At 45.6% G+C, this 26,308-nt stretch carries 25 protein-coding genes and 1 tRNA gene; 13 read left to right on the top strand and 13 right to left on the bottom strand.

The genetic code is table 11. The features are described 5' to 3' along the window. Positions 1-52: 52 nt before the first annotated feature. Positions 53-1,033: a Gfo/Idh/MocA family protein gene (locus HYN59_RS02765; RefSeq protein ID WP_108776806.1), complete on the bottom strand. Its 981-nt coding sequence runs from the start codon at positions 1,031-1,033 to the stop codon at positions 53-55. Positions 1,034-1,367: 334 nt separating this feature from the next. Here HYN59_RS02765 and HYN59_RS02770 point away from each other — a divergent pair, with 334 nt between their 5' ends. The 4 genes from HYN59_RS02770 (at position 1,368) to HYN59_RS02785 (ending at position 5,119) form a co-directional block, all read left to right on the top strand. Beyond that, positions 1,368-2,342 (top strand): sugar phosphate isomerase/epimerase family protein, encoded by a 975-nt coding sequence (locus HYN59_RS02770; protein ID WP_108776807.1) that lies wholly within the window; start codon positions 1,368-1,370, stop codon positions 2,340-2,342. A 9-nt stretch (positions 2,343-2,351) separates the two neighbouring features. Beyond that, complete coding sequence (locus HYN59_RS02775; protein WP_108776808.1) at positions 2,352-2,720, top strand: hypothetical protein; 369 nt, start codon at positions 2,352-2,354, stop codon at positions 2,718-2,720. A gap of 64 nt (positions 2,721-2,784) precedes the next feature. After that, positions 2,785-3,246, top strand: a complete 462-nt coding sequence (locus HYN59_RS02780) for a hypothetical protein (RefSeq protein ID WP_108776809.1) — start codon at positions 2,785-2,787, stop codon at positions 3,244-3,246. Positions 3,247-3,547: 301 nt separating this feature from the next. After that, positions 3,548-5,119 carry a Na+/H+ antiporter gene (locus HYN59_RS02785; protein ID WP_108776810.1) on the top strand — a complete coding sequence of 524 codons (1,572 nt, stop codon included), beginning with the start codon at positions 3,548-3,550 and terminating at the stop codon, positions 5,117-5,119. Positions 5,120-5,122: 3 nt separating this feature from the next. Here the strand turns inward: HYN59_RS02785 and HYN59_RS02790 are convergent, their stop codons facing one another. Beyond that, complete coding sequence (locus HYN59_RS02790) at positions 5,123-6,031, bottom strand: alpha/beta hydrolase (RefSeq protein ID WP_108779626.1); 909 nt, start codon at positions 6,029-6,031, stop codon at positions 5,123-5,125. A gap of 200 nt (positions 6,032-6,231) precedes the next feature. On the opposite strand from HYN59_RS02790, the gene HYN59_RS02795 reads away from it, so the two are divergent. From HYN59_RS02795 to HYN59_RS02825, 7 genes are all read left to right on the top strand, one after another. Next, positions 6,232-6,609, top strand: a complete 378-nt coding sequence (locus HYN59_RS02795; RefSeq protein ID WP_108776811.1) for a hypothetical protein — start codon at positions 6,232-6,234, stop codon at positions 6,607-6,609. 45 nt (positions 6,610-6,654) lie between these two features. Continuing rightward, complete coding sequence (locus HYN59_RS02800) at positions 6,655-6,906, top strand: hypothetical protein (protein WP_108776812.1); 252 nt, start codon at positions 6,655-6,657, stop codon at positions 6,904-6,906. Between the two features lie 5 nt (positions 6,907-6,911). After that, complete coding sequence (locus tag HYN59_RS02805; protein ID WP_108776813.1) at positions 6,912-8,402, top strand: efflux RND transporter periplasmic adaptor subunit; 1,491 nt, start codon at positions 6,912-6,914, stop codon at positions 8,400-8,402. Positions 8,403-8,423: 21 nt separating this feature from the next. Then, positions 8,424-11,507, top strand: coding sequence for an efflux RND transporter permease subunit (locus tag HYN59_RS02810; protein ID WP_245895653.1), 3,084 nt, complete (start codon positions 8,424-8,426; stop codon positions 11,505-11,507). Next, on the top strand, positions 11,497-12,684 hold the full coding sequence (locus HYN59_RS02815; RefSeq protein ID WP_108776815.1) for a TolC family protein: 1,188 nt from the start codon (positions 11,497-11,499) through the stop codon (positions 12,682-12,684). The genes HYN59_RS02810 and HYN59_RS02815 overlap by 11 nt, the downstream gene beginning before the upstream one ends. Positions 12,685-13,203: 519 nt before the next feature. Further along, positions 13,204-13,428: a DUF2188 domain-containing protein gene (locus tag HYN59_RS02820; RefSeq protein WP_108776816.1), complete on the top strand. Its 225-nt coding sequence runs from the start codon at positions 13,204-13,206 to the stop codon at positions 13,426-13,428. 3 nt (positions 13,429-13,431) lie between these two features. Then, positions 13,432-13,743, top strand: coding sequence for a DUF3892 domain-containing protein (locus HYN59_RS02825; protein WP_108776817.1), 312 nt, complete (start codon positions 13,432-13,434; stop codon positions 13,741-13,743). A 190-nt stretch (positions 13,744-13,933) separates the two neighbouring features. Here the strand turns inward: HYN59_RS02825 and HYN59_RS02830 are convergent. From HYN59_RS02830 to HYN59_RS02845, 4 genes are all read right to left on the bottom strand, one after another. Further along, positions 13,934-14,021 (bottom strand) — tRNA-Ser (locus HYN59_RS02830). 47 nt (positions 14,022-14,068) lie between these two features. Beyond that, complete coding sequence (locus tag HYN59_RS02835) at positions 14,069-15,094, bottom strand: asparaginase (RefSeq protein ID WP_108776818.1); 1,026 nt, start codon at positions 15,092-15,094, stop codon at positions 14,069-14,071. Further along, on the bottom strand, positions 15,087-16,220 hold the full coding sequence (locus HYN59_RS02840) for a 1-acyl-sn-glycerol-3-phosphate acyltransferase (RefSeq protein ID WP_108776819.1): 1,134 nt from the start codon (positions 16,218-16,220) through the stop codon (positions 15,087-15,089). Before HYN59_RS02840 ends, HYN59_RS02835 begins: the two co-directional genes overlap by 8 nt. 69 nt (positions 16,221-16,289) lie before the next feature. Beyond that, a complete protein-coding gene (locus HYN59_RS02845; RefSeq protein ID WP_108776820.1) occupies positions 16,290-17,057 on the bottom strand; it encodes a TatD family hydrolase in 768 nt (255 codons plus the stop codon). A 126-nt stretch (positions 17,058-17,183) separates the two neighbouring features. On the opposite strand from HYN59_RS02845, the gene HYN59_RS02850 reads away from it, so the two are divergent. Next, entirely contained in the window at positions 17,184-17,624 is a 441-nt protein-coding gene (locus HYN59_RS02850) for a retropepsin-like aspartic protease (protein ID WP_108776821.1), read from the top strand. Between the two features lie 127 nt (positions 17,625-17,751). On the opposite strand, the gene odhB is transcribed toward HYN59_RS02850, so the two are convergent. Further along, the gene (gene odhB / locus HYN59_RS02855; protein WP_108776822.1) at positions 17,752-19,002 is read right to left on the bottom strand and encodes a 2-oxoglutarate dehydrogenase complex dihydrolipoyllysine-residue succinyltransferase; all 1,251 of its coding nucleotides are present in this window, start codon (positions 19,000-19,002) and stop codon (positions 17,752-17,754) included. Positions 19,003-19,050: 48 nt separating this feature from the next. Continuing rightward, on the bottom strand, positions 19,051-21,831 hold the full coding sequence (locus HYN59_RS02860; RefSeq protein ID WP_108776823.1) for a 2-oxoglutarate dehydrogenase E1 component: 2,781 nt from the start codon (positions 21,829-21,831) through the stop codon (positions 19,051-19,053). Positions 21,832-21,945: 114 nt separating this feature from the next. On the opposite strand from HYN59_RS02860, the gene HYN59_RS02865 reads away from it, so the two are divergent. After that, positions 21,946-22,503 carry a hypothetical protein gene (locus HYN59_RS02865; RefSeq protein ID WP_108776824.1) on the top strand — a complete coding sequence of 186 codons (558 nt, stop codon included), beginning with the start codon at positions 21,946-21,948 and terminating at the stop codon, positions 22,501-22,503. 179 nt (positions 22,504-22,682) lie between these two features. Here HYN59_RS02865 and HYN59_RS02870 read toward each other — a convergent pair whose 3' ends face one another. From HYN59_RS02870 to HYN59_RS02890, 5 genes are all read right to left on the bottom strand, one after another. After that, positions 22,683-23,402, bottom strand: coding sequence for a hypothetical protein (locus HYN59_RS02870; RefSeq protein ID WP_108776825.1), 720 nt, complete (start codon positions 23,400-23,402; stop codon positions 22,683-22,685). Positions 23,403-23,513: 111 nt separating this feature from the next. Continuing rightward, positions 23,514-24,011, bottom strand: coding sequence for a YfbM family protein (locus tag HYN59_RS02875; protein WP_181369498.1), 498 nt, complete (start codon positions 24,009-24,011; stop codon positions 23,514-23,516). 18 nt (positions 24,012-24,029) lie between these two features. After that, entirely contained in the window at positions 24,030-24,383 is a 354-nt protein-coding gene (locus HYN59_RS02880) for a hypothetical protein (RefSeq protein WP_108776826.1), read from the bottom strand. Then, the gene (locus tag HYN59_RS02885; protein WP_108776827.1) at positions 24,384-25,127 is read right to left on the bottom strand and encodes a hypothetical protein; all 744 of its coding nucleotides are present in this window, start codon (positions 25,125-25,127) and stop codon (positions 24,384-24,386) included. Then, the gene (locus HYN59_RS02890) at positions 25,124-26,098 is read right to left on the bottom strand and encodes a polyprenyl synthetase family protein (protein WP_108776828.1); all 975 of its coding nucleotides are present in this window, start codon (positions 26,096-26,098) and stop codon (positions 25,124-25,126) included. Before HYN59_RS02890 ends, HYN59_RS02885 begins: the two co-directional genes overlap by 4 nt. Between the last annotated feature and the right edge of the window lie 210 nt (positions 26,099-26,308).

A 26,308-nucleotide genomic window follows, 5' to 3' on the forward strand; every position in this document is an offset into this window, starting at 1 on the left:
TATTGGTTTGTTTGGTTACATACATGAAGAAGCAGCTTTAGGGCTGCTTTTTTTATTCTATCGTCCCCAATATCCTGTCCATTACCCAGCCGGTATGCGCTCCTGTCATCCCTGTTGAAGGATGGATCGCATTACCCAAGAGGTGCTCGCGCATATTCTGCACATGGTACAGCTGAATGTTTTCCGGGTGCCCGATTACGACCTCTTTCCTTCCCGCATCATTACTAAGTACAAGCGGCACCTCATCAAAAACAGCGAACTCCATTTTCCCTTTACTGCCGTAAATGGTTGCGCTGTCGGCTCTTTCCGAAAGGCCGAAATTCCAGGTTCCGGTTCCGGTAACGCCGGACTCATGCAGCCAAGAAGCGGTCACGGCATCTTTGGCAGAATACAATCCCTGTTGGTTGAGGCTGCTCCCCGAAACTTCTTTTGCATTACCGAACAGATAGAGAAACAGGTCGAGCCCGTGGCTGGCAAGGTCATCAAAATAACCGCCGGGGGCTATGGCGGCATCCGTTCGCCAGTTATATTCTCCTGAAAGGTCTTTTGGTGAAGGTGTCCTGCCCAAATGCCAGTTGATATGGCGCACTGTGCCTATCTGCCCTTCTTCTATCCAGTTTTTAATTTGTAAAAACCTTGGCAGCGAACGGCGGTAGTACGCAACAAATAAAGGCAATCCTTTACTTTCAAAAGCATTGCAAATAGCAACACATTCGGCATAGGTAGGCGCCATCGGCTTCTCGATGCAGCAGGGCTTGCCCGCACCGGCAACTTTGAGTGCGTAATATTTATGGGTATCAGGCGGCGTGGCAATATAAACGGCATCTACTTCGGGGGCGTTTATAAGTGCATCTGCATCAGAATAATGTTTTGGCACACCATGCCTTTTTGCATAGTCTTCGGCTTTTGCAGCATCGCGGCGCATAACGGCATGCAGTTCAAAACCTTCTGTCTTCTGGTAGGCCGGGCCGCTCTTGCGTTCGGTAACGTCGCCGCAGCCAATTATTCCCCAACGGATCGTTTTTTGGTTCATAGTTTGTTTTTTGGAAGCATAAAAATAGTGTTTTTATTCAATCCCTTTATGTGAAAGTTATTACACAGATTCACAGAGCAGGCACAGAGTTGCACTGAGAAAATTTAAAATAGATCATAGAGGCCTCAGAGTATTTTGAGTATCTTTTGTTAGACATTGCAATGCAACGTCTCTACAACATTGTTTAATCATGATCCGTTAAAAAAGTTTGACACTCCGTAGAGGCGTTGCATTGCAACGTCTCCTGTAATTGCATCAAAATTCATATAATTAAAAACTCTGTGAATCTCTGTGGTATTTTACCTATTTTTAAAATTCCAAAAAACGAAATGAAATGAACCGTCGCTTATTCCTGAAAAATACCGGGATGGCAGGAGCTGCCCTTAGTCTTGCCGACCCATTATTATCCTGGCTTATGGAAAACGAGAACACAACCGCTGCTAAACCTTTCTTTAAACTGTCGCTGGCGCAATGGTCGGTGCACAGGGCCATACTCGAAAAGAAAACGCTGGCAGCGCTGGATTTTGCAAAAAAAGCCCGCGAACTCGGGTTTGAAGCAGTGGAATATGTCAGCCAGCTGTATAATCCTGAAATCGAAAAAGACGGCATCAGTAAGGTGGTAAAGGAACTCAAAAAACGCAGCCATGACCATGGTATAAAGAACGTGCTGATCATGGTGGATGGCGAAGGCGAACTGGCGGCATTGGCAAAAGCCGAAAGGGACGACGCGATAGCCAAACATTCTAAATGGGTGGATGCTGCTGCGGAACTGGGCTGCCACTCCATACGGGTAAACCTTTTTGGCGCAGGGGCGGAAAATGACTTTGACAAATGGAAAGCGACCTCGGTTGATGGCTTGGGCAGGCTTGCGGAATATGCCCAAAAAAGCAACATCAACGTGATTGTGGAAAACCATGGCGGACTTTCGTCTGATGCGGGAAAACTGACCGATGTAATTAAGTCCATCAACCTGAAGAACTGCGGCACGCTGCCCGACTTTGGGAATTTCTGTGTAAAGCGCGATGGTGGCGAACGCTGGGGCGCACCCTGCATCGATGAATATGATAAATACAAAGGTGTGCTCCAACTAATGCCGTTTGCCCACGGCGTAAGTGCGAAGACCTATGATTTTGATGCCAAGGGAAATGAAACGACCATTGACTACCGGAAGATGCTGAAAATTGTGAAGGAAGCAGGTTATACCGGGCACATCGGGGTGGAATACGAGGGAAGCCGGCTGAGTGAGGAAGAGGGGATAAAAGCAACGAAAGCATTATTGATAAGGGTCGCGGACGAATTAAACAAATAAATAAACCAAATGACTGAAAATCTAAAAGCGTTAGAAAACAAGGATGCAATAATTGCAATAGGCAATAAAGAGCGTTCTGCCTGCAAACTTATTTCTGTTGAAGAAGTAGACGGGACATCGAAAATGAACTTTGAAAGTATTTTTCCTGTGAGAGAACTCAATGTAAATCCTGCAAACCCATGGGAAATCGCATTGTCACAAACTGCATTTGGCAAGAATTACAGCTTTCATGCTGATGGCGATGTACAATTTATAAACGACCATCAAATTGTGTTTAAAGAAAAAGACCGGGGACTGGAGATACAACTGGATTTTAGCGATGCAACTGTAAAAAGCACCATGATGAAATATATTGACGAACTTATTCCGAAAGGATAATGCTGTCAACAAAGTTACTCATGAAAGATAACCGGCTTTAATAAACCTGCAATATGCTGAAGTTATGAATTTCTACAAAATACTGATTGCGGCATTTTCGGCAACCAACATCATGACGACGTTCAGCTACCTCGTGTCTATAAGCTTTAAAAAACTTTTTAAGGAACCTGTGATGCTGAATTTCATACTGGAAGGTGCCGGTATCAATCTTAAAGGCCGCATGAAAAAGGTTTCGGGCTGGCTGGCACATTATCTTATAGGCTTTGCATTCGTGCTTGTCTACGAGTCGGTATGGCACTATACCAATGTAAAGTTCGGTTTCGTTTCAGGCATCGCCTTTGGCATTATCAGTGGAGTTGTAGGTGTGTCCTGCTGGCGGCTTATTTACCGGCTGCCCGACGGGAAGAGGCATGTGCCATCGAAAGAATATGGCATACAGCTCTTCTTTGGGCATATTGTTTTTGCCGTAGCCGTGGTGGTCGCGTTCAAGATCTTTAATTATGACCCGCTGTCACATATTTATTAATTGACTACATTCAATTACAGAAGTATTGAACTAATCTTTACGGTTTAATCATAATGCCTGATATTTTAGGGCTTACCCGTTTCCAACGCCAACTGCTAACAGCCTATTTGCACGTAAAATTACCTTTCTGATAAAAACAGGTAAAACCCACTGATATCCTTACCATTACATCCATTACATTTACCACATTGTTAAAATCTTAAACACCACCAACCTTACTAAAACTAAGATTAATTTTCATGTGTATATAGCGCAATAAATATTATATTTATTGTCGAATTATTTACACGATCTTACATTAATGGACAAATTCCCATTTTACCTTATCATTATCGCGGTGATATTGCTGCTGATCATGCTGGCTAACAAAATAAAAGTAGCCTATCCCGTGCTGCTCGTGCTTGCAGGGTTGGGTATCAGTATTATTCCCGGCATACCTGAATTGCAAATGAAGTCGGAAACTATATTTATACTGTTTCTGCCACCTTTACTGTATGAAGCCGCATGGAATATATCATGGAAAGAACTATGGAAATGGCGCCGTATCATCGGGAGTTTTGCCTTTATCGTTGTATTCTTCTCGGCGATCTCCGTAGCATTGGTGGCCAATTATTTTATACCCGGTTTTTCGTTGGCGCTGGGATTGTTGCTGGGCGGCATCGTTTCGCCACCGGACGCCGTTAGTGCGGGCGCAATACTGAAATTTGTAAAAGCACCGCGTCGTGTACGCTCCATACTGGAAGGTGAAAGCCTGCTGAATGACGCATCATCACTTATTATTTTTCGTTTTGCGCTTATTGCGGTTGCTACAGGGCAGTTCGTATGGCATGAGGCAGCCCTTAGCTTTTTATGGATGGTAGCGGGCGGCATTGGCATAGGCGTGGCAATAGGCTACATCATCATGAAAATACACAAATTTTTGCCGACAGATGCCAACAGCGATATCGTACTGACTATCCTGACACCCTACATCATGTACATTGCCGCCGAGGAAGTGCACAGCTCGGGGGTGCTTGCCGTTGTGAGCGGCGGCCTGCTGCTGTCTAACCATCGCCTTCAATTCCTTAGCAGCACCTCGCGACTTCGCGGATATAACGTTTGGGAAAGCCTTGTTTTTGTGCTAAACGGATTGATATTTATGTTCATTGGGCTTGACCTGCCCCAGATTACGTCCGGGCTTGGAAACGTAAGCATGCCCACGGCTATAGGTTACGGGCTGCTGATAACCGGTGTTTTGATCGTGGGGCGCATTGTTGCTGCTTATGGGGCTGTGGTTGTTACGCTCATTGCCCGGAATTTTATAACCGTGGCCGACAGGTCTAATCCCGGTATAAAAGGCCCATTCCTCATAGGGTGGTCCGGGATGCGGGGTGTGGTATCGCTGGCTGCGGCATTATCCATACCCTTGCAACTGGAAGATGGCACCACGTTCCCCCAACGAAACCTTATCCTCTTTATCACTTTTGTTGTTATATTGGCCACCCTGCTTTTACAGGGTCTTACATTGCCTTTGCTTATACGGAAATTCCACATAAAAGACCCAGACTACATTATGCCGGAAGACGAGCTTTACAATAAATTGCGGAATATGATGTCGCAGCATGCGCTCGACCACCTAAGATCGAATTATAAAAAACAGCTTGGTGAACATACTGCCCTCCAGCAAATAGCGCAAAAATGGGAGACCAGCCGCGCAGGCATAAAAGAGCCCGGCATGAACGCAGAGTCGAAAGAAATATACCGCGCCCTGCTAAACCACCAACGCGAGTGGCTGCATGATAAAAATTCAGCAAAACAAAGCCTTGACGAAGAGATCGTCAGGAGGCTGTATGTTTACCTTGATTTGGAGGAAGAGAAATTGCAGTATTTTTAATCTTTACAAAATCCCCGAAGCCGCCATCCATTCTTTCAGGCGGTCCATCCATTTATCCTCAGTGGTCTTGTTATCCATTCCGTAGCCGTGTCCTCCATGAGGGTAAAGTATCATTTCGCTGAATATCTTATATTCCTGCAGTGCCTTATAATACGCAATGCTGTTGCCCACAGGTACCAGATCATCGTCGGCAGAATGCACCAGGAAAGCAGGAGGGGTTTGGGCAGTTACCGCCAGTTCATTAGAATAAAATAATGCCTGGTTCGGACTGGCAATTTTGCCCAGCAGGTTTTCGCGGCTTCCCGCATGGGTGAGGCTGTTGGAAAAACTGATGACCGGATAAATAAGTATGGAGAAGTCCGGGCGCAGCGATATGTTTTCAGGGTTATCAATCACGCCCTTGTCAAAATGGGTAGAAGCCGTTGCCGCGAGGTGTCCTCCTGCCGAAAAGCCCATAACGCCAATCTTCGATACATCTATATTCCATTCTGCCGCGTGTTCGCGAACCATTTGCAGTGCGCGCTGTACATCCTGCAGCGGCCCGATGCTTTTGTCATTCATAGTCGCATCATTCGGCAGCCGGTATTTAAGCACGAATGCCGTCACGCCCCAGCTGTTGAGCACGCGCGCCACATCGGCCCCTTCATGTCCCGAAGCGAGTATGCCGTAGCCACCTCCGGGGCAGATAATGACCGAGCTTTTCATTGGCGAAGGCTTTACCGGCTTATAAACCGTGAGCGTAGGCACCGAGACATTGCTGATGATAAGAATACCGGAACTGTTCACCTCCGATTTTTCTGTATCGGGAGAAGGCTTGCTGTTGGGAATGGCTTTTTCGTATAGAGGCAGGACTTGCTGCGCATTGGTAGTTGTAGCCAACAGGAGTGCCATCAGGAGTAAAAACTGCTTCATGTTTGTAAATTCCTGTAAAAATAGTAAAGTGGCTGTAATATACATATGCTTTTGCGGGTAGAGTTAAAGGAAACTTGTAGTATATACGAAGGATTTTTACAGATTTTTCTTAAAAAAAATAATTCGCTTTATACTAAATTGTAAACCTTACCGTTCAAATTAAAATAAGCCCCCGAATATAAAAATTACTATATTTGCCCATGCGCCACAAACTACTCAGTTTTTTTATCTGCCTGCTTACAAGCACCATACTGCTTGCGCATGCTGTTGTGCCGCACCACCATGAGCAGGAACATGCAATACTTCGGCATCACCATCATGAGGCCGATGGCGGACTGAAAGGCATTTTTACGACGCATTGCCATTCCATCGACTGTTTTACATCGGTAGCAAAACATGCCGCATCAGAACGTACCGGAAATAAGCACATCGGGTATGCTGTGCTTTCAGAAAATATCACCCCTGTTGCCGGCATACGTTTTATCCAGCCTAAAAACTATGTTCCTTTTAGTTATACCCACAGTTCTTTCCATTTAATAAATATTGATTTCCGGGGTCCGCCTGAATTCAGCGTTTAATTTAAACCTGAATTTAAGTACTTACATAAATCAAAATTTATTACAATGAAAAAAATATTTATTGCCATGGCGCTTGCCTTCGCGGTATTGACAGCCTGCAACAAAAAAACCGAAAGCCATGAAGGCCATGACCACAGCGGCCACGAACATTATGAGGGCGATGGCCACGACCACAGCAAAGACAACCTTAAGGGTGACGGCGCAGCATCCCAGGAAGAGTTTACCGTGGGGAATGATACTGTGAAACATACTGATAACGATGGGCATGATCATGCCCATGACGGACACCAACATTAGAAGCGATGCAACGACATATAACAGCGCTGCTGTTGCTGTTGCTGGCCCTCACAGGCTGCGACGGCAATAAAGGCAGCGCTGCCAAAGGTACCGAAGCGGAACCTTTGGCCCAAACGCTGTATACGGATAAGACAGAACTTTTCGTTCAGTACAACCCGTTAATTGTTGGTGAAGTTTCTACAATGGCTGCACACCTTACACGCCTTGGGGATGTTTTTAAGCCGCTTACCGATGCCAAAGTAACCATCAGCCTTATCGTAAATGGCAAGGGCATAAAGAACACGGCACCTGCACCCGAAAAGGGCGGGCTCTATGTGATCGACCTGAAGCCGTCTGCTGCAGGCAAGGGTACTTTGGTAATTGACATAGTGTCTAAAGATCTTACCGACAAATTTACCATTGACAATGTGGAAGTTTATGCGAATGCAGAAGCAGCGCAGAAAGCGGCACACCACTATGAAGATGCCGGCGCCATCGCCTTTTCGAAAGAGCAGGCATGGAATATAGAGTTTGCAACAACTCCGGCAGTAAAGCAGGATTTCCATGAAGTGATACGTACCAATGGCCAACTGGTATCGGCTCCCGGTGATGAAATGGTTATTGCCGCAAACGCTGATGGCATTGTACGCTTTTCGGGCAGTAAAGCCCAGGCAGGCATGGCCGTACAGCAGGGTACTGCCCTGTTTACCATATCGGGTGACAACCTCACGCAGCGCAATGTAGATTCTTCAATAAGGGAAGCAAAAGCTAACTACCTGAAGCTGAAAACCGACTACGAGCGTGCCTCCGAGCTTATTAAAGACAAGATCATTTCGCAAAGGGAATTCCAGACCACAAAACTGGCCTACGAAAATGCGCTGAACGACTACAATACCGTTTCTAAGAATTATTCCGGCAAAGGCCTGAATATTGTGTCGCCAATGAGCGGCTTTATAAGTTCTGTCAGCGTAACCGACGGGCAGTTTGTGCAGGCCGGGGCACCATTGGCAACCATATCAAAAAACAAGAGGCTGCTGCTTAAGGCCAATGTATCGCAGCGTTATTTCAGCAAATTGCCGGGCTTTGCTTCGGCCAACTTTACGCTGCCAGACGGCAAAACGTATGACACCAACGACCTCAACGGAAAGGTAGCCTCATTCGGAAAAAGTGCGGCAGCCAATTCGGCGTTCCTTCCCATCAGCTTCGAGATCGACAATACAGGCGGGCTTATCTCGGGCTCCACTGTACAGGTATTCCTGAAATCGGACAGTGTAGCCAATGCATTGGTTATCCCGTTTGCATCAATAATGGAAGAGCAGGGCATTTATTATGTATATGTGCAGACCGGCGGCGAAAGCTTTGCTAAAAGAGAAGTACAGCTGGGAGCCAATGACGGTAAAAATGTACAGGTACTAAAAGGCGTAACTGAAGGCGAAAGGGTTGTTTCGAAAGGGGCTTACCAGATAAAATTATCGTCGGCTTCCGGAGCCATGCCGGCACATTCCCACGAACATTAACCGGAAGCGATGCTAAATAAAATGATACAATTTGCATTGCACAACAGGTTAATTGTTGTCATTGCAAGCACGCTTCTTATCGTGTTCGGCACCATTACGGCCTCCCGCATGGAGGTGGACGTATTCCCAGACCTTACTGCACCAACCGTTGCCATACTTACGGAGGCACACGGGATGGCCCCTGAGGAGGTGGAGAAACTGGTTACTTTCCCATTGGAGACTTCGGTGAACGGCGCTACTAATGTACGCAGGGTGCGAAGCTCATCGTCATCCGGGCTTTCTATCGTATGGGTAGAATTCGAGTGGGATACTGATGTGTACCTTGCCCGCCAGATCATCAACGAAAAGATTGCTTCCGTTAGCGAGCGCCTGCCGGAAAATGTAGGCAACCCTACCATGGCGCCGCAATCGAGCATTATGGGCGAGATCATGTATGTTACGCTGACGGCAGATAAAACATCGACCATGGACCTGCGCACTATAGCCGACTGGACCCTGCGCCCAAGGCTGCTTGCCACAGGCGGGGTTGCCCAGGTGGTCGTGAACGGCGGCGATTATAAGCAATACCAGATACTGGCATCCCCGGATAAAATGCGCTACTATGGTATTACCCTTGCCGAGCTTTCAGAAGCGGCAAAGTCAGCTAATGGGAATTCATCGGGCGGTTTTATCAATGAATTCGGGAATGAATATACCATAAAAGGCACCGGGCGTACCAGCGATATTGCCGAGATAGGCCGGTCGGTAGTAAAGGTAGTTGGCGGCAACAGCGTAAAGATCGAGGACATTGCCGCGATACAGATAGCTGCGGCCCCCAAGATTGGCGATGCAGCCAAAAGCGGCAAGCCGGCGGTGGTAATGACCATCCAGAAACAGCCATCGACCAATACGCTGGAACTGACAGAAAAGATCGACGGGGTTATTGCCGACCTGAGGAAGACCATCCCAAAAGATATCCATGTGGATACGCATGTATTCCGGCAGGCAGATTTTATCGAATCATCCATAAGCAATATCCAAAAGACCCTGATGGAAGGTACCATTTTTGTAGTGGTGATATTATTCCTTTTCCTGATGAACTGGAGGGCGACCGTAATATCCTTACTGGCTATACCGCTTTCGCTGATCGTGGCCATCCTTACACTGAAATGGCTGGGACTTACCATCAATACCATGAGCCTTGGCGGAATGGCCATTGCTGTAGGCGACCTGGTGGATGATGCCATCATTGATGTGGAGAACGTTTACAAGCGCCTTCGCGAAAATGCCCGCCTGCCACTGGAGAAGCAAAAGAAAAAACTCACGGTAATATTTGATGCCTCTTTAGAAATACGGTCATCCGTGATCAATGCAACGTTTATTATCATTGTAGCGTTCATTCCGCTGTTCTTCCTTACCGGTATGGAAGGAAGGCTGCTGGCCCCGCTGGGAATCGCATTTATCGTGGCGCTTTTTGCCTCGCTGGTTGTTTCGATAACGCTTACCCCGGTACTGTGCAGCTACCTGCTCACCAAAGAATCGATGCTGAAAAAGAGGGAAAAGGAAAGCTGGCTGGTGGAAAAGCTACAGCATGGATACACGAATGCCCTGAAACGGGTAATGAATAATAAGAAAACTGCAATAGGTACAGCATCCGGATTATTCCTGATAGCCATAGTATTGCTCACCCAGCAGGGAAGGAGCTTCCTCCCGGAATTCAATGAGGGCTCGCTTGTGATATCAGCCGTGACGCTGCCGGGAATTTCGCTTGAAGAAAGCAACAAGGTTGGTACGCAGGTAGAAAAGGCCTTGCTGTCAGTTCCCGAAATAAAAGTGACCACACGAAGGACGGGCCGTGCCGAGCTTGACGAGCATACGCAGGGCGTGAACTCTTCGGAAATAGAAGCGCCGTTCCATCTTGAAGACCGCAACCGGGAAGCCTTTATGGAAGATGTGCGCGAAAAGCTGTCGGGGATATCGGGCGTGAATATCACGATTGGGCAGCCTATCAGCCACCGTATTGACCATATGCTGTCGGGAACCAGGGCGAACATAGCGATCAAGATATTCGGCTCCGACCTCAGTAAGCTGTCCACACTTTCCAACCAGGTAAAAAACAGCATACAGGACATAGAAGGCCTGGTAGACGTGAGCACTGAGCAGCAGATCGAGATACCGCAGATACAGATACGGCCCAAACGGGACATGCTGAATTTTTACGGCATTACCATAGGGGAATTCAACAAATTTGTGGATGTGGCTTTTGCAGGCGAAAAGGTTTCGGAGATATACGAAGGCAACCGCACATTCGACCTTATCTTAAAATTTGACGACGACAACCGCGGCAGGATAGAGAACATCCGGAACACGATGATAGACAGCCATGACGGGCAGAAAATCCCGCTGGAATACGTAGCCGATATCGTGAGCACTTCCGGTCCGAACACCATCAGCCGGGAGAACGTGCAACGTAAGACAGTAGTGTCGGCAAACGTAGCAGGACGCGACCAGAAGAGCGTTGTGGAGGAGATCAGGAAAGCTATCGATGAAAAGATAACGCTCCCGGAAGGCTACCACATAGAATATGGCGGGCAGTTTGAAGCCGAAGCCGAAGCCTCCAAAACACTGGTAATCGCTTCACTTCTTTCGCTGTTGGTCATATTCCTTATCCTGTTCCAGGAATTCAAAAAGATAAAGACAGCCTCAATTATATTGACCAACCTTCCGTTGGCATTAATAGGGGGCGTGCTCAGCATTTACTTTACAAGCGGCATCCTGAGCATTCCGGCCATCATCGGGTTCATTACCTTATTTGGTGTTGCCACACGGAATGGCATTCTACTGGTATCGCATTATAAAACACTGCAGGCGGAGGGCCACACGCTTTATGACACCGTGATACAGGGTTCTAAAGACCGACTAAGCCCCATACTGATGACTGCACTTACTGCCGGCCTGGCGCTCATACCGCTGGCCATTGCGAGCGACCTTCCCGGTAACGAGATACAGAGCCCGATGGCAAAAGTGATCCTGGGCGGGCTGCTTACCTCTACCCTGCTGAATATTTTTATTGTACCCGTGGTGTACTACCTGTCTAATCAAAAAAAGAAGGAAGATGCGTTATAGATCAGCATTTCATATAGCCGTGCTTTTGTTTGCATTGCAGGCAACGGCACAATCGACACTGGACAATACGCTTTCGGCTATTGCCAAAAACAACAAGACCCTCGCGGCAAACAGGCAGGACTGGGAAGCAAAGAAACTGGAATTCAATACCGGCCTCACGCCCCCCAACCCCACCGTGGAGTATGATTACCTGTTCTCTAATCCTGCAAACGCGGGTAACCAGACGGTGTTTACCATATCGCAGGGTTTTGATTTCCCAACTGCCTATTCGCGCAAAAAGAAACTTGCGGATGAGCAGGTGAAGCAGGCCGACTTCAACTTGAGCTCTGCACGGCAGGACATCCTGCTGCAAGCCAAAACGGCGTGTATCCGGCTGGTATACTACAATAAGCGATACACCCAGCTGACCCGCAGGATGACCGACACGGAGAAGATGGTACAGAATTTCCAGGTGCGCCTTGATAAGGGCGATGGCAATATCCTGGACCTGAACAAGGCCAGCCTGCAGCTTATTGAGTTGAAAAGGGACTACCATACTACCGTGTCGCAGATCAACCAACTGAATTACAAGCTTACGGAACTGAACGGCGGTACGGAAATTGTTTTTAAGGATACGATATACCCGCTAATCCCTGTTATTCCTGCTTTTGAGGAACTGGAAAAGGCCTATGAAGAAAATGACCCCAACAGGAAGATCCTCGAGCAGCAGAAGGTAGTAGCAGAAACCAATCTTGCTGTTAGCCGGTCGATGGTATTGCCTAAGATCGAGGTGGGCTACCATTATCAGGGGATATTGGGGGAGACTTATAGCGGTGTGCATACCGGTGTTTCTATTCCGCTTTGGGAGAACAAAAATGTAGTGAGGCAACGCAAGGCAGAGGTCGTTGCCGCCGAGCTCGACATCGATGCCCACAAGAATGAGCATTTCTTCCATATCAAGCATTTGTATGAAGATTATATCAACCTGAAAACAACGCTCGAGGCCTATGAGGCAGCTAAGATTGACACCTCATCGCGCAACCGCGTATTGCTCAACAAGGCTTTCGCGCTGGGCGAGATTTCCTCAACGGAATACTTTATGGAAACCACCTATTTCTTTACAGCCCTCAACAGCTTTTTAGAAACCGAAAGGGATTATCATGAAGCTGTGGCAACGCTATTGAAGTACCAGTTGTAGTTAGATTACACTTTTTTAACGAGAATGCTCCTGTAATGGGAGCATTTTTTGTTTAAATTCAAGATATTTCGCAAAGCTTATTACTATCCTAAAGTGACTAAAATGCCACGAAGATGAACAGTCAAATACGATTCCATGACACAATGAGAGACTTACAACTGAATTAAGAGACTTAAATTTAAGACGAAATAACTGATATATGAAATTTTGTCAGTATCAACTATTTTTTGACAGCATTAAAATTCTGACTATCAATATCTTAATAAATTACTAATTTTTTAAATAAAAACAACAACAAAAAGCAGCAAATTTGGCATGACAGTTGCCCTACCTATGCTGCTTTAACAATGTTCTAAAATTGCACCTTCAGGACATTTGGAAACCATTAAAAAGAAGGTTTCCCGTAATTATGTGAGCAAAAATAATTATTTCTCCCATTCCTACAAGCCTTAAAGCAGATTTCTTTTTCGGAACTCAATGCCGATATGAAGACTGAGATTAATCCCTAAAAATAAATATATGGGAAAGAACCAACACATTACGCGACACCCCGAGGGTGGCTGGCAAGTAAAGGGGGAAGGTAACACTAAAGCAACTGTGGTTACTAATACCCAGCAAGAGGCAATTGACGCTGGTAGAGAAATCGCCAAAAACCAGCAGTCAGAATTATTAATCCATGGAAAAGATGGTCAAATTAGGGCTAGAGATAGTTATGGTAATGATCCTTATCCCCCAAAGAACTAAGACATGGCAGAGTATAGAATCTCAGGCGTTTGGAAGCCTGGAAATGAAATTACACATTATGCAGTTCATGAGGGCACTTTGAATACTTTAAAGCGTAGTACAAGAATGTCAAAAGCTGACACCATACAGTTAGTTAGAAATTCAGGCAATAGTGTCAAAACTATTTTGTGGGACTATACCAACGCAAAATGGAAGTTAGGACAAAAAGTGCATGCCACAACTGGAATTAATGGTTATTTACATACTGATCCAAACTCAACCGTGACCGACAATCTCCAGCACTTGATTGATTATGATTGGTTATTGCGCTGGTAAGTGTTAGTAATCAAATTGCACGGTCAATCCGAGAATAACTTTTTTAGCTAATCCCAAAAGAGAACTAAAAGTTATTTCCCGTCTTGTTGTGACGAACGAAGAAGTAGATGTTAAAATATTTTGTTTTAGCATTGTTTTAGCAAACAAAAGAGCCTGCAAGGAAACGCTTGCAGGCTCTATGTTTTTCTCGCAGAGAGGAAGGGATTCGAACCCTCGATACCCTTTTGGAGTATACACACTTTCCAGGCGTGCGCCTTCGACCACTCGGCCACCTCTCTAAGTAACGCGGGCAAAAATAGTATATTAAAACCGTATTAAAAAATTATTACGACAATTCTCCGCGCAGTGACGATTCGAAAAGTGTTTTGAATTGGCCTGCAGGGATGTCCTGCCCTAAAAGATACATCATCTTGGTTATCGCTGCCTCGGTGGTAATATCGGCGCCTGAGATCACGCCTATTTCCTTGAGCATGGTACTGGTTTCATAATGCCCCATATTTACGCTTCCGCCCGAGCATTGGGTCACATTAACAATCTGTACCCCATTCTGGATAGCCTTTTGCAATATGGATATGAAGTAAATATCGGTTGGCGCATTTCCGGAGCCGTAAGTCTCCAGCACAACCCCTTTCAGTCCGGGTGTGTTGAGTATCGACGACAGAACACGCTCGTTGATGCCGGGGAACATCTTGATGATGACTACATTATCCTCAAAATTCTTACGCACCTGAAGTTCTTTTCCTGGTTCATGCGGCCAAAGCAATTCTTTGGTCACTTTCAAATGTACGCCCGATTCGGCCAGTGCCGGGTAATTGGGCGAAGTAAAAGCCTTAAAATGCTCCGCGCTTATTTTGGTAGTGCGGTTGCCACGGTACAATTTCGATTCGAAATACAGGCAAACTTCGCGTATTACAGGATGATTTTTGGTTTGCAGGGAGGCTATCTGTATAGCGGTAATAAGGTTTTCCTTGGCATCTGTTCGAAGGTCGCCAATAGGCAACTGCGACCCTGTAAATACCACCGGTTTCGAAACATTTTCGAGCATAAAGCTCAATGCCGATGCCGAATAGCTCATGGTATCCGAACCATGCAATATTACAAAGCCGTCAAAATTATCGTAGTTTTCCTCTATCAGCGTAGCCAGCTGTGCCCACTTCGCCGTATTCATGTTAGAAGAATCGATAGGCTTATCGAATGATACCGTTTCAATGTTACAGTCCAGCTGCTTCAGCTCCGGGATACGGTCCAATAATTTTTTGAAATTGAACACCTTCAGGGCCCCGGTTTCAAAATCTTTTACCATCCCGATTGTCCCGCCGGTATATATCAGTAAAATGGAGGGCTTAGACATTCTGGTACTTCATTTTATTTACCACCGGATTAGCATACATGGCCAGGAAGCCTTCGCGAACGATCTTGTTTTCAATATCGATACGCATCTCAAGGCGCCTTTCGAACAGCTGCTTTTCCTTTTCCGTATAATGGGACGCGAACTGGTCGGTATTATTCAAAAGATCGTAGGCTATATAGTTAGTAGGCCAAAGCTTGTAGGAAGTAAGTATAGAATCGTCTATTACCTGCGCAAGGGCCTGTATCTGCTTGTTCTGGTTGTCGTGCTCTTCTTTTATACGGTCGAGCTCGCCATCAAGTACATCGCCTACCTGTATGTGTATCCGTTTTTTCTGCCCCATAATCCCGCTGATAAGCGTCATGAAATCTTCATTCTTTTCTTTGATATAGATTTCATCATTAGCCTCGGCTACAAGCCTTGGCATCTTCAGCATATCGGTAGGGTCATATTCGTACGAAATAGAAACCGGCACGATCTTCATCTTTTTGAAATAATCCATCAGGTTCTCCTCGTCCGATGCCATCGCCAGCATTTTCAGCACACCCTGCTGGGTAGTATCATTGCCATCCTTGGTACGGCCTTCACGCTGTGCGATCCACACCGAGCGGTTTTCGCGGGAGAGCAGCTGGTAAATGTATTCTGACATCAGCTTGGAACTTTGCAGCAATTCGCGTGGGGAAAGGCTCCTTTGCACCAAAAAGTTACGGTTCAGCCTGGACAGCGTGTGCAAGAACGCTTTTTGTACAAGGTTATCGCCAATGGCCGATGCGGTCATGATCAGCTTATGGTCGTAAAGGCTCACGTTGATGAGCGATGTATCAAGGATAATGTCCCTGTGGTTGGATATATAAAGATATGGAGTATGGTTGTCGAGTTTTTCAAAACCTGACGTGGTGAGGCCTTCAGAACTCTTTTTCAGCACCATCTGGATGGCCTGGTATATAAAGTTGATCTGGAAATCCCTCTTGGAATGCGTTTTTTTCAGCTGCTCTGTCCAAACCGCCTCTTCCACATCGGGAAAAGTGAAGCTCATAAGCGCCTTCATCATAGGGTGGTGTACTACACTCCGTATAGCCTCATTAACTTCACTGTCATAATAAGGCCGTATATGATCAAATTTCGACATGTACTTCTTTAGGGTTAAAACAATTCACAAATGAACAAAAAAAATATGAAATTAAACCGAAATTCTTTGTTAAATCCCACAAACCATCTTAGAATTCTCAGTAGTGATTGCTGCTATTTCTTCTACCGAAATACCATAGATACCCGCCAGTTTTTCGGCTACCAATTTTGTGTAAGCGCTCTCATTGCGCTTGCCGCGAAAAGGTACTGGCGCAAGGTAGGGAGCATCGGTTTCCAACACGATATGCTTCAGGTCGATATCTTTTAAAAACTGGTCGATCTTGCCGTTTTTGAAGGTTGCCACCCCTCCTATCCCAAGCTTCATATTGTAGCCGATAGCTTTTTGCGCCTGTTCGAAATCGCCCGTAAAGCAATGGAATATCCCGAAAAGGTCATCTCCCTTTTCCGATTCCAGCACTTCGAACACCTCATCAAAAGCATCGCGGCAATGGATGTTTATCGGCAGCCTGTATTTTTTGGCCAGCTGTATCTGGTGTTTAAAGGCATATTGCTGTTCGGCCAGGCGGGTCTTGTCCCAAAAAAGGTCGATGCCTATCTCGCCCACTGCATAGAACTTATGGTTTGCCAGCTGCACCTCTACATAGGCAAGCTCTTCCAGGTAATTTTCTTTTACGTAAGTGGGATGCAGCCCCATCATCAGGAAAATATTTTCGGGGTATTGCTTTTCCAGATCATACATCTGTTGGGTATAGCCAGAATCGATAGATGGTACAAAGAAACGCGTTACACCTGCATCAATGGCGCGCTGTATCATGGCATCACGGTCTTCGGCAAATTCCTCGCTGTATAAATGGGTATGGGTATCGGTAAGTATCATTATTTGTTATTGAGCCGTAAAATTACAATTTATATTTTGCCACGAATTGCACAAATTCCACTTTAATAAACATCAGTGCTGATAAAAATTCGTGGCTCAAATCATATTTTAAATTATTTTTGGCTTATGGATAATTTATATAGCGCCCTTAAAGGGAAAGGATACAAAAAAATAAAATTTAAGATCTCTAAAACCCAGCATTTACTAATCAAAGGAAAAATAAACGGTGTGGAAGGCAACTTCATTCTCGATACCGGAGCATCTAACAGCTGTGTAGACTTTGAGGGCATTCAACACTTCAAGCTGGCCGCTGCCGACTCCGACACCAGGGCAGCAGGTGCAGGGGGAATAGGTATGCTCACCCAGACTTCTGTAAAAAACACCCTGAAGCTGGGCCGCTGGTCAACCAAAAAATTAGGCCTGGTGATCTTCGATATGTCGCATGTAAATGCTGCGCTCCGCCAGTATAACGCAAAGCCGGTACATGGCATCATCGGAGCCGATATATTGATGAAAGGAAAGGCTATTATTGATTATCATAATAATTGTTTTTATTTGAAAAAATAAAAAATCCAGACGCAACCTATTGACTGTTTATGCATCTAAGTAATAGTCTGTCGCACAGAGGCATCCCTATATAGAAAAGCCCGCTAAGAAATTAGCGGGCTTTTGCCTTTTATATTATATATCTCTATTAAAGCTCCAACGCTTTTTTAGGATTGTTGTCCATCAATAGTTCAACAGGGTTTTCAAGGCCTTCTTTAACGGCTACAAGGAAACCAACTGACTCACGCCCGTCGATAATCCTGTGGTCATAAGAAAGCGCCACATACATCATTGGGTGGATTTCTACCTTACCATTTACAGCAATCGGGCGCTCGATGATGTTGTGCATACCAAGGATACCTGACTGCGGAGGGTTGATTATCGGTGTAGATAGCATGCTTCCAAACACACCGCCATTGGTAATGGTAAAAGTACCACCGGTCATATCGTCAACAGTGATCTGCCCGTCACGTGCACGAAGTGCAAGGCGTTTGATCTCTGCCTCGATACCACGGAAGGAAAGCGTTTCGGCGTTCCTTACCACAGGCACCATAAGGCCTTTCGGGCCGGATACCGCTATCGATACGTCTACGAAGTCGTATGATATCTTATAGTCGCCGTCCATCATTGAGTTCACATCCGGGAACAACTGTAATGCCCTTACCACGGCTTTGGTGAAGAATGACATATAGCCAAGGCTCACACCACCGTGTTTCGCTTTAAAGGCATCTTTATACTCGTTCCTCAGGTTGTTTATAGGGGTCATGTTCACCTCGTTGAACGTGGTAAGCATGGCTGTTTCGTTCTTAGCCGACACCAAACGCTCTGCCACCTTCCTGCGAAGCATGGAAAGCTTTGTTTTCTCAGAGCCGCGGTTGCCGCCTGTTGGCGTACCCATAGACGGCACATGGTTTACTGCATCGTCTTTGGTGATCCTTCCGCCTTTTCCGGTTCCGGAAACGGTTTGCGGGTCAACGTTCTTCTCGTCTAATATTTTGCGTGCTGCCGGAGATGGCGTACCCGCTGCATAGCTTTTCTCTGCCGGGGCAGGAGCTGGTGCAGCTTTTGGCTCTTCCCTCTTAGGCTCTTCTTTTTTCTCTTCAGCTTTTGGCGCTTCAGGTGCTTTTTCTTCTTTTGCAGGAGCAACGCCGTCAGGTTTGGCTCCGTCGGTATCAATAAGGCATACAACCTGCCCTACCTTCACTGCGTCGCCTTCTTCTGCCTTTAGGGTAATGATACCCGCAACTTCGGCAGGAAGCTCAAGGGTTGCTTTATCTGAATCCACTTCGGCAATAGCCTGGTCTTTCTCTACATAATCCCCGTCTTTTACCAGCCATGTTGCGATTTCAACTTCTGTGATCGATTCTCCCGGTGAAGGGACTTTCATTTCTAAAATCATATCAGTATGCTTTATTGTGTTCTATAGTATTGAAAATCAAAAATACGATTAATTAAATAAATCCTTATTAAAAACCATCGCAATAGCGGCAGCATGGCGTTTTTTAGAACGGGTATAGCTACCGGCAGCAGGTGCGCTGTAGGCTTTAAGCGATGCTACCCTGAATTTTACTTCGTTAAAGTTCATCAGCATGTAGCTGTAAGCACCCATGTTCCTCGGCTCTTCCTGTGCCCATACATAATCATCGGCATTAGGGTATTTTGCTATTATTTCCTTAAGCTGTTCTACAGGCAGCGGGAACAATTGCTCGATCCTTACCACAGCAACATCATCACGTTTCAGGTTTTCCCTTTCGGCAATAAGGTCGTAGTAGAACTTACCGGTACAAAACACTAACGTTTTCACTTTTGCTTTGTCTGCTGCCGGGTCGTCAAGCACTTCCTGGAAGCTGCCTTCTGCAAATTCCTCAACAGAAGAAACTACGAGCGGGTGGCGCAGCAAGCTCTTCGGCGTGAATACGATAAGCGGCTTGCGGAACGTGGTTTTCATCTGCCTCCTCAACAGGTGGAAGAAGTTAGCCGGCGTGGTACAGTCGGCCACATACATATTGTGGTTCGCGCAAAGCTGCAGGTAACGCTCCATACGGGCGGATGAGTGCTCTGCTCCCTGGCCTTCATAGCCGTGCGGCAACAGCATCACAATACCGTTCTGGTTGTTCCATTTATCTTCAGCCGCCGAAATGTACTGGTCGATCATGATCTGTGCACCGTTGGAGAAATCCCCAAACTGCGCTTCCCATATCGTAAGCGTTTTAGGGCTGGCAAGGGCATACCCGTAGTCAAAGCCCAACACGCCATATTCTGACAGCAATGAGTTATAAATATGGAACTTGCCCCTTTGGTCTTTCAGCATGTTAAGCAGTACAACTTCCTCTTCAGAGTCTTCTACTTTTACTACGGCGTGGCGGTGCGAGAAGGTTCCCCTTTCCACATCCTGGCCGGACATTCGTACATCGTAACCCTCTGTAAGCAATGACCCATACGCCAGCAATTCGGCCATAGCCCAGTCCAGCTTATCGGTTTCAAAGTACATCGCTTTCCTGTCGTTGATAAGCTTTTGTATCTTGCTGATGAATTTTTTGTCCGAAGGAAGCTCGGTTATCACTTTAGCGATATCCGTAAGTATGTCTTTAGAGAAAGCAGTATTCACTTTCTGTAGCATTTGTGCTTCATCTGCCTGTGCATAACCCTCCCACTCGTTCTGCATGAACGGCGTGATGATGGTCAGGTCTTTTTTGCGCGAAGCCTCAAGGTTCTCCTCAAGCACGGCCTTGTATTCTTTTTCAAGTGTGCCAACATAATCGTTGCCTATTACGCCCTCGCTGATAAGCTTTTCGGCATAAATGTCGCGCGGATTCTGGTGCTTGGCAATTATCTTGTATAATTTCGGCTGGGTAAAACGTGGCTCATCACCTTCGTTGTGGCCGTATTTCCTGTATCCTAAAAGGTCAATGAAAACGTCGCTGCCAAATTCCATCCTGTAATCCAGGGCGAACAATATGGCATGAACTACTGCCTCGGCATCATCGGCATTCACGTGAAGCACCGGCGACAATGTTACTTTGGCCACATCGGTACAATACGTAGACGAACGCGCATCAAGGTAGTTGGTAGTAAAGCCTACCTGGTTGTTTACTACCAAATGGATCGTACCGCCTGTTTTGTAGCCGTCAAGCTTCGCCATCTGCACGATCTCATATACAATACCCTGGCCTGCTACGGCAGCATCGCCATGCAGCGCTATAGGGAGCACTTTAGAGAAATCATCGGCATAATGCCTGTCCTGCTTGGCGCGCGCGATACCTTCAATCACCGCCCCTACAGTTTCAAGGTGCGACGGGTTTGGCGCGAGGTTAAGGTTTATCTGCTTCCCGTTCTTTGTCAGCTTGTCGGCAGTAAGGCCAAGGTGGTATTTTACGTCACCGTCAAAAAGTGCATCGTCATCATAATCCTTACCATCGAACTCGCTGAAGATATCGGAAGTCGACTTGCCGAACACGTTCGCCAATACGTTAAGGCGGCCCCTGTGCGGCATACCCATTACGAACTGCTCCACGCCTTTATCAGCTGCAGCCTCAATAAGCGCATCGAGCGCCGGGATAAGCGATTCGCCACCCTCAAGGGAGAAACGTTTCTGGCCCACATATTTTGTATGGAGGAAGTTCTCGAAGGAAACCGCCTCATTCAGTTTTGAAAGTATGTTTTTCTTTTGGTCAGCCGAAAAATTGGGCTGGTTATCATTAACGGTAAGCCTGTTCTGTATCCATTTCCTTACTTCAGGATCACGGATGTACATGTACTCGATACCGATGTGCTGGCAGTACACCTTACGCAGGTGGTCTACGATCTGCCTAAGGGTTGCCTGCTGCAATCCTGCTTCTTTGGCCGCATCGAATGTTGTATCTAAGTCGGCATCTGACAGGCCGAAAGTTTCCAGTGAAAGGTTGGGCGAGAATATCCTCCTGTCCCTTACCGGATTGGTTTTGGTGAAAAGGTGGCCGCGCGTGCGGTAGCCTTCGATAAGGTTGAGTACCTTAAACTCCTTTTGTAATTTTTCAGGGATGCCCGAATAGTCGGAAACCGGCTGCGCGGCAGGACGTTCCTGCTGTACATCCAGTACTTCATAACCATTGCCCTGCATTCCGAAATCGAATCCCTGAAAGAAGCTTCTCCAGCTTGGTTCAACACTGTCGGGATTCTCTATATATTGATCGTATAAATCTGCGAAAAAAGCGGTGTGTGCCGCGTTTAAGAATGAAAACCTATCCATACTAATGTCTTTATACCTTAGTTTTTAAAAAAATCAATGCAAAAGTACGATAATTGTAATAATCTTATCACGTTTTTTCTATATTTATCAATAGTATTTATACCTTATGCCGCTATGGAAAATTACATTAACATTTTATTGGGAAAACGGGCGTTGCTTATAGTATCCTTCATGTTTGCCTTCTCCTCGCACGCGCAGGATGAAGATCAAAATTTCTGGAGCCATGTCCGTTTCGGCGGCAATATCGGGGTTGGCTTTGGCAGCGGGTATACCGACATACTGATTGCTCCCGGTGCGATATACCAGTTTAACGATTACATGGCGCTGGGCGCCGGCCTGCAGGGAGCTTATGTGTACCAAAGGGATTATTATTCTTCAAAGATGTATGGCGGCTCTGTAATCGGCATATTGAATCCCTTGCCTCAAATCCAGCTGTCTGCAGAATTGGAACAGCTTCGGGTAAATCTTGACTATGATGACAAATATTACCAACAATACATGACCGGCTCCGGCATTCCAATGAAAAGGGATTTCTGGAATACGGCCTTATTCTTCGGTGCCGGCTACAGGATGGATAATGTGACTATCGGGATGCGGTATAATGTGCTGTATAAAGAACGGGATTTAGTGTACAGCAATGCGTTTATGCCTTTTGTGAGGGTTTATTTTTAAATGACGGACGAAATGGAACGCGGATGATCCCGCCTGCCGCGGGACAAGCTACGGATTTGGGCGTTTGCACGGATTTTTATCTGCAATATATACACCTACAAGGTCTTTGAGACCTTGCAGGAGTTACAGATCATCGTACAGCCAACCTGCAAGGTTTTGAAACCTTGTAGGTAAATTGCTTAATTATTATTAAAAAGTTGAATTCTGTCCAAGTGTTGCCTAATGATCTGACCCATATCCTTTAGTAATTCTGGTTTTACGTTCGCACTCAATTGCCTTGTATGAATAACAAGCTTTTTCCCATCCTCGCTATAATGCGTATAAAACCAATTTGCAGAAGTATACTGTTTACCATCAACAAATTTTACTCCAAAAATTTTATCTATTTCACGAATTTTATCATTATTCCTAATATAATTTGAGCATGCCAATACTACTACCGGGAAATTCTGAATAAATTTTGATTCTTTGAATAATTGCTTTCGTTCATTCAACCCTGTTTTATCTGCGTTTGCCGTATTTTTTTCAGGTGAATCATTTATTTCAGTTGTGAATACATTTTCAAGAAAATCGACATGAAAAGGTTTCATTTCCTTTTCAAAGATTATATCAGTTAGTTTTTGATATTTGCTCCAAGTATTTTTTCCCCATCCAGCTCTTAATACGTGACCATTTTCAACAGGATAATTTAAAATTTCACAACTGTTGTTTTCAATGTATCCCCTCCATTCGTTTGCATTCTTGAGATATTGGGACATTCTTTCAACTTCATTTTTTTTGATTGCTGATTCTTTACCAACGAATAATATATTAGCATATGGATTTCCTATCCCTATGAAGTATTCTTTATTAATTCCTTGGCTTACAAATTCTTTAAACTCTTCAGTATGTTTTGTCATTTGGCTTGTTTTTAGATTATTAAATAGATTTCCATAAATCTAATTTTTTAAAATCGAAAGCCAAACCTGAAAGAACAGTTTTTTAAAATCATCAACTAATACTTACAATCATCAACCCAAAAAAGTAATCACCGCCTCATTGTTTTGTGCGGCTCCGGCATATATTTCCTTAAGCACGTTGAAATAATGAAGCACATATTCCAGGCCGCTATTATCTTCCCAAATATCCGGGTAAATGCCGGCCATGGCTTTGGGGTCATACCTTTTTTTCAGGTCATCGGCAGTCACTGCTGCAAGCATCTCATTGAGTTCGCGAACCTGCTCCGGTGTAAGGTAATGTCCGGGGCCATAACCAAGGTCCTGGTCTTCATCAACGATCTGGCCACTGAACAGAACCGCCGACAATGGATGATCACTGTCATTCAGCGCCTGCCCTGTCAGGACAAACAACAAACCTTCCCATGACTTGTCCAGATCCCGTATAACGTTACGGTCGATCTCTTCCTGTTCATAAATATCCTCAAGTTTTTGATTAATTTTCGAACTGTCTTTCAATATCTCTTCAAGTTCCTCACCTGAAACGCGGAGTAAATTAGCTATTATGCCCATTATATATTTTTAAACTGATTAGTATTTATTCCTGAACCACACTTTCTGCCATTCCCTTTTCAACACCAAGAAAGCCACCTGTTCGGATAGCTCCACAAGGTCAGAGCCATCGAGCGATCGTATTTCCTTTTCAGGCACATCAATGATGTAAAGCAGGTTCAGGTATTCAGCGAACTTGTGCTGGATAAGGCTGTAGATCTTTTCATGTATCCCGATCTTGAGGTTTATTGGTGAGATATCCACAGGGAGGTCAACCGTTTCATTAGCCAGGGCAAAGTCTTTATTGAGCTGCTCCACCAGCTTGATGTACAACTTTTCTTTTTGCGCTTCACTCAGGAGCAGGTCGGTGTTTTGGGGTGCGGTAAATGTCATTTATATTGTTTTATGCTGCTTCTTTTTCTTTTCCCAAATGTCAACAATTTTTGCCAGCAGGACATCGCCCCCGGCATAAAAAAATACGGCACCCATGGGCGGATTGGCGGCAGGGATAACACCAAAGGTTTTCGGCGCCCATGCCCAGCATTTAAAATAAGTGCCTCCCAATTCTATAAAAATAACGCACAGCGCGATGAAGAAATACATATTCTGCCAGCGTTTCCTTCGCAATAGTATAAAAAACAGGATACCGGACACTACCGAAAACAGGTCGTTGAGGAATATCCCCACACCGAGGAACAGCAGGAAAAAAGCGGTAACGAAAAACTGAAGCAGCTTTTTATACCCTGTCTTTGCAAAACGGGTATGGGCAAAAATATAGCCAGAAGCATATACTATAGCATGCCCGAACGGTACATACAGCGGGATAGCTGCTGTGCGGTACTCGTACATCCCGAGCAGCTTGCAGAAAATGAGTTCACCGATATAGGACAGGCCCACCATAACAAACATCAGCCTGCGCAGCCGCTCATCGGACACCCAAAACATGGCGAGGAAATAAAGTATTGCCAGGATATTCGTTATCTGCCGCCCATCAAAATAAGTATTTAAAAAAGAAACAGAATCGATACCAAGCGCAGCGACAGTAAAAAAAGGAAAGCCTAATGCCAGCCATAACTGGCCCCGGTTAACAGGGACTGTAGCGTCCGGTGGCACTATCCTTACTGAAAGCAGTCTCATACCTTCCTGCCCATAAGGCCCAGCCCGAAGTTTTTGAGCATTGCCTTTTTATCCTCCGAGATATCCATTTTTTCCAAAGTGGCAAAAGCTTTCAGGGTATAGTCTTCGATTGCCTGCTTTGTCGCAGCATCGGCACCGGTATGCCTGAAGATATTTTTTACTGCCACGATCTTGTCGGTATAATCTTCCGGCTGTATGGCAAACCATTGCAGCAGGTTTTCCTTTTCGTACGGGTTGGCCTGCGCCAAAGCCTTCAGGTATAAGTAAGTCTTTTTGTTTTCGATGATATCGCCGCCGACCTGCTTCCCGAAGGTTTCCGGGTCGCCAAAAGCGTCGAGGTAATCGTCCTGCAGCTGGAAGGCAATACCGAGGTTCAGCCCGAAATCATAAATAAGGTCGCAGTTCTCCTGTGTAGTTTGCGCCACGATAGCGCCCATTTTCATGGCTGCCGCTACCAGCACAGCTGTTTTATATTCGATCATCCTGAGGTATTCCGGCAGGGTAACGTCGTCACGCTGCTCAAAATCCACATCCCATTGCTGGCCTTCGCATACTTCGAGCGCCGTTTTACTGAATAATTTTGCCAGCGAGCGGAATACTTCCGGCTCATATTCCTCAAAATGGCGATAAGCCAGTATGAGCATCGCGTCACCCGAAAGGATGCCGGTATTGAGGTCCCATTTTTCGTGCACGGTCTGGTGGCCGCGGCGCAACGGGGCATCGTCCATAATATCGTCATGCACCAACGAGAAGTTGTGGAATATCTCCACCGCAATAGCAGCAGGAAGGGCTTTACGGCAGTCGGCATTAAAAATCTCTGCAGCCATCAATGTAAGTACAGGCCGCATGCGCTTGCCGCCCAAAGACACTATATACTGTATGGGACGGTAAAGGTTTACAGGTTCTTTCTCTAAGGAAGTGGTTGCAAAATAATCGGAAATGATCTGCTGGTAATGCCCTATCGGATGCATGAAGTTATTTTTTTGCTAAGGTACAAAGTTTATTACTATGAAGAATTATTCCACAGAGATTAGCAAAGAAGCCCAAAGATTAGCAAAAGAAAATTTAAGGTTTAACAGAAGTTCCCAAAGACTTATCCTGCCAGGAAAAGTCACTTTGCATCTTCCTGACTCACAAGATTTGCGCTTCTTTGTGAATCTCTGTTGTATTTCTACAAATTG

Origin of the sequence: Flavobacterium album (genome assembly GCF_003096035.1) — a bacterium.
GTDB lineage: Bacteria > Bacteroidota > Bacteroidia > Flavobacteriales > Flavobacteriaceae > Flavobacterium > Flavobacterium album.

Excerpts from the sequence above, each read along its gene's own strand:
- odhB (WP_108776822.1), bottom strand. The coding sequence starts at position 19,002 with ATGATTTTAGAAATGAAAGTCCCTTCACCGGGAGAATCGATCACAGAA.
- HYN59_RS02820 (WP_108776816.1), top strand. The coding sequence starts at position 13,204 with ATGGGAAAGAACCAACACATTACGCGACACCCCGAGGGTGGCTGGCAA.
- HYN59_RS02870 (WP_108776825.1), bottom strand. The coding sequence starts at position 23,402 with ATGACAAAACATACTGAAGAGTTTAAAGAATTTGTAAGCCAAGGAATT.
- HYN59_RS02770 (WP_108776807.1), top strand. The coding sequence starts at position 1,368 with ATGAACCGTCGCTTATTCCTGAAAAATACCGGGATGGCAGGAGCTGCC.
- HYN59_RS02815 (WP_108776815.1), top strand. The coding sequence starts at position 11,497 with ATGCGTTATAGATCAGCATTTCATATAGCCGTGCTTTTGTTTGCATTG.
- HYN59_RS02875 (WP_181369498.1), bottom strand. The coding sequence starts at position 24,011 with ATGGGCATAATAGCTAATTTACTCCGCGTTTCAGGTGAGGAACTTGAA.
- HYN59_RS02860 (WP_108776823.1), bottom strand. The coding sequence starts at position 21,831 with ATGGATAGGTTTTCATTCTTAAACGCGGCACACACCGCTTTTTTCGCA.
- HYN59_RS02785 (WP_108776810.1), top strand. The coding sequence starts at position 3,548 with ATGGACAAATTCCCATTTTACCTTATCATTATCGCGGTGATATTGCTG.
- HYN59_RS02795 (WP_108776811.1), top strand. The coding sequence starts at position 6,232 with ATGCGCCACAAACTACTCAGTTTTTTTATCTGCCTGCTTACAAGCACC.
- HYN59_RS02840 (WP_108776819.1), bottom strand. The coding sequence starts at position 16,220 with ATGTCGAAATTTGATCATATACGGCCTTATTATGACAGTGAAGTTAAT.
- HYN59_RS02880 (WP_108776826.1), bottom strand. The coding sequence starts at position 24,383 with ATGACATTTACCGCACCCCAAAACACCGACCTGCTCCTGAGTGAAGCG.
- HYN59_RS02780 (WP_108776809.1), top strand. The coding sequence starts at position 2,785 with ATGAATTTCTACAAAATACTGATTGCGGCATTTTCGGCAACCAACATC.
- HYN59_RS02800 (WP_108776812.1), top strand. The coding sequence starts at position 6,655 with ATGAAAAAAATATTTATTGCCATGGCGCTTGCCTTCGCGGTATTGACA.
- HYN59_RS02775 (WP_108776808.1), top strand. The coding sequence starts at position 2,352 with ATGACTGAAAATCTAAAAGCGTTAGAAAACAAGGATGCAATAATTGCA.
- HYN59_RS02845 (WP_108776820.1), bottom strand. The coding sequence starts at position 17,057 with ATGATACTTACCGATACCCATACCCATTTATACAGCGAGGAATTTGCC.
- HYN59_RS02890 (WP_108776828.1), bottom strand. The coding sequence starts at position 26,098 with ATGCATCCGATAGGGCATTACCAGCAGATCATTTCCGATTATTTTGCA.
- HYN59_RS02790 (WP_108779626.1), bottom strand. The coding sequence starts at position 6,031 with ATGAAGCAGTTTTTACTCCTGATGGCACTCCTGTTGGCTACAACTACC.
- HYN59_RS02765 (WP_108776806.1), bottom strand. The coding sequence starts at position 1,033 with ATGAACCAAAAAACGATCCGTTGGGGAATAATTGGCTGCGGCGACGTT.
- HYN59_RS02810 (WP_245895653.1), top strand. The coding sequence starts at position 8,424 with ATGATACAATTTGCATTGCACAACAGGTTAATTGTTGTCATTGCAAGC.
- HYN59_RS02885 (WP_108776827.1), bottom strand. The coding sequence starts at position 25,127 with ATGAGACTGCTTTCAGTAAGGATAGTGCCACCGGACGCTACAGTCCCT.
- HYN59_RS02825 (WP_108776817.1), top strand. The coding sequence starts at position 13,432 with ATGGCAGAGTATAGAATCTCAGGCGTTTGGAAGCCTGGAAATGAAATT.
- HYN59_RS02805 (WP_108776813.1), top strand. The coding sequence starts at position 6,912 with ATGCAACGACATATAACAGCGCTGCTGTTGCTGTTGCTGGCCCTCACA.
- HYN59_RS02835 (WP_108776818.1), bottom strand. The coding sequence starts at position 15,094 with ATGTCTAAGCCCTCCATTTTACTGATATATACCGGCGGGACAATCGGG.
- HYN59_RS02850 (WP_108776821.1), top strand. The coding sequence starts at position 17,184 with ATGGATAATTTATATAGCGCCCTTAAAGGGAAAGGATACAAAAAAATA.
- HYN59_RS02865 (WP_108776824.1), top strand. The coding sequence starts at position 21,946 with ATGGAAAATTACATTAACATTTTATTGGGAAAACGGGCGTTGCTTATA.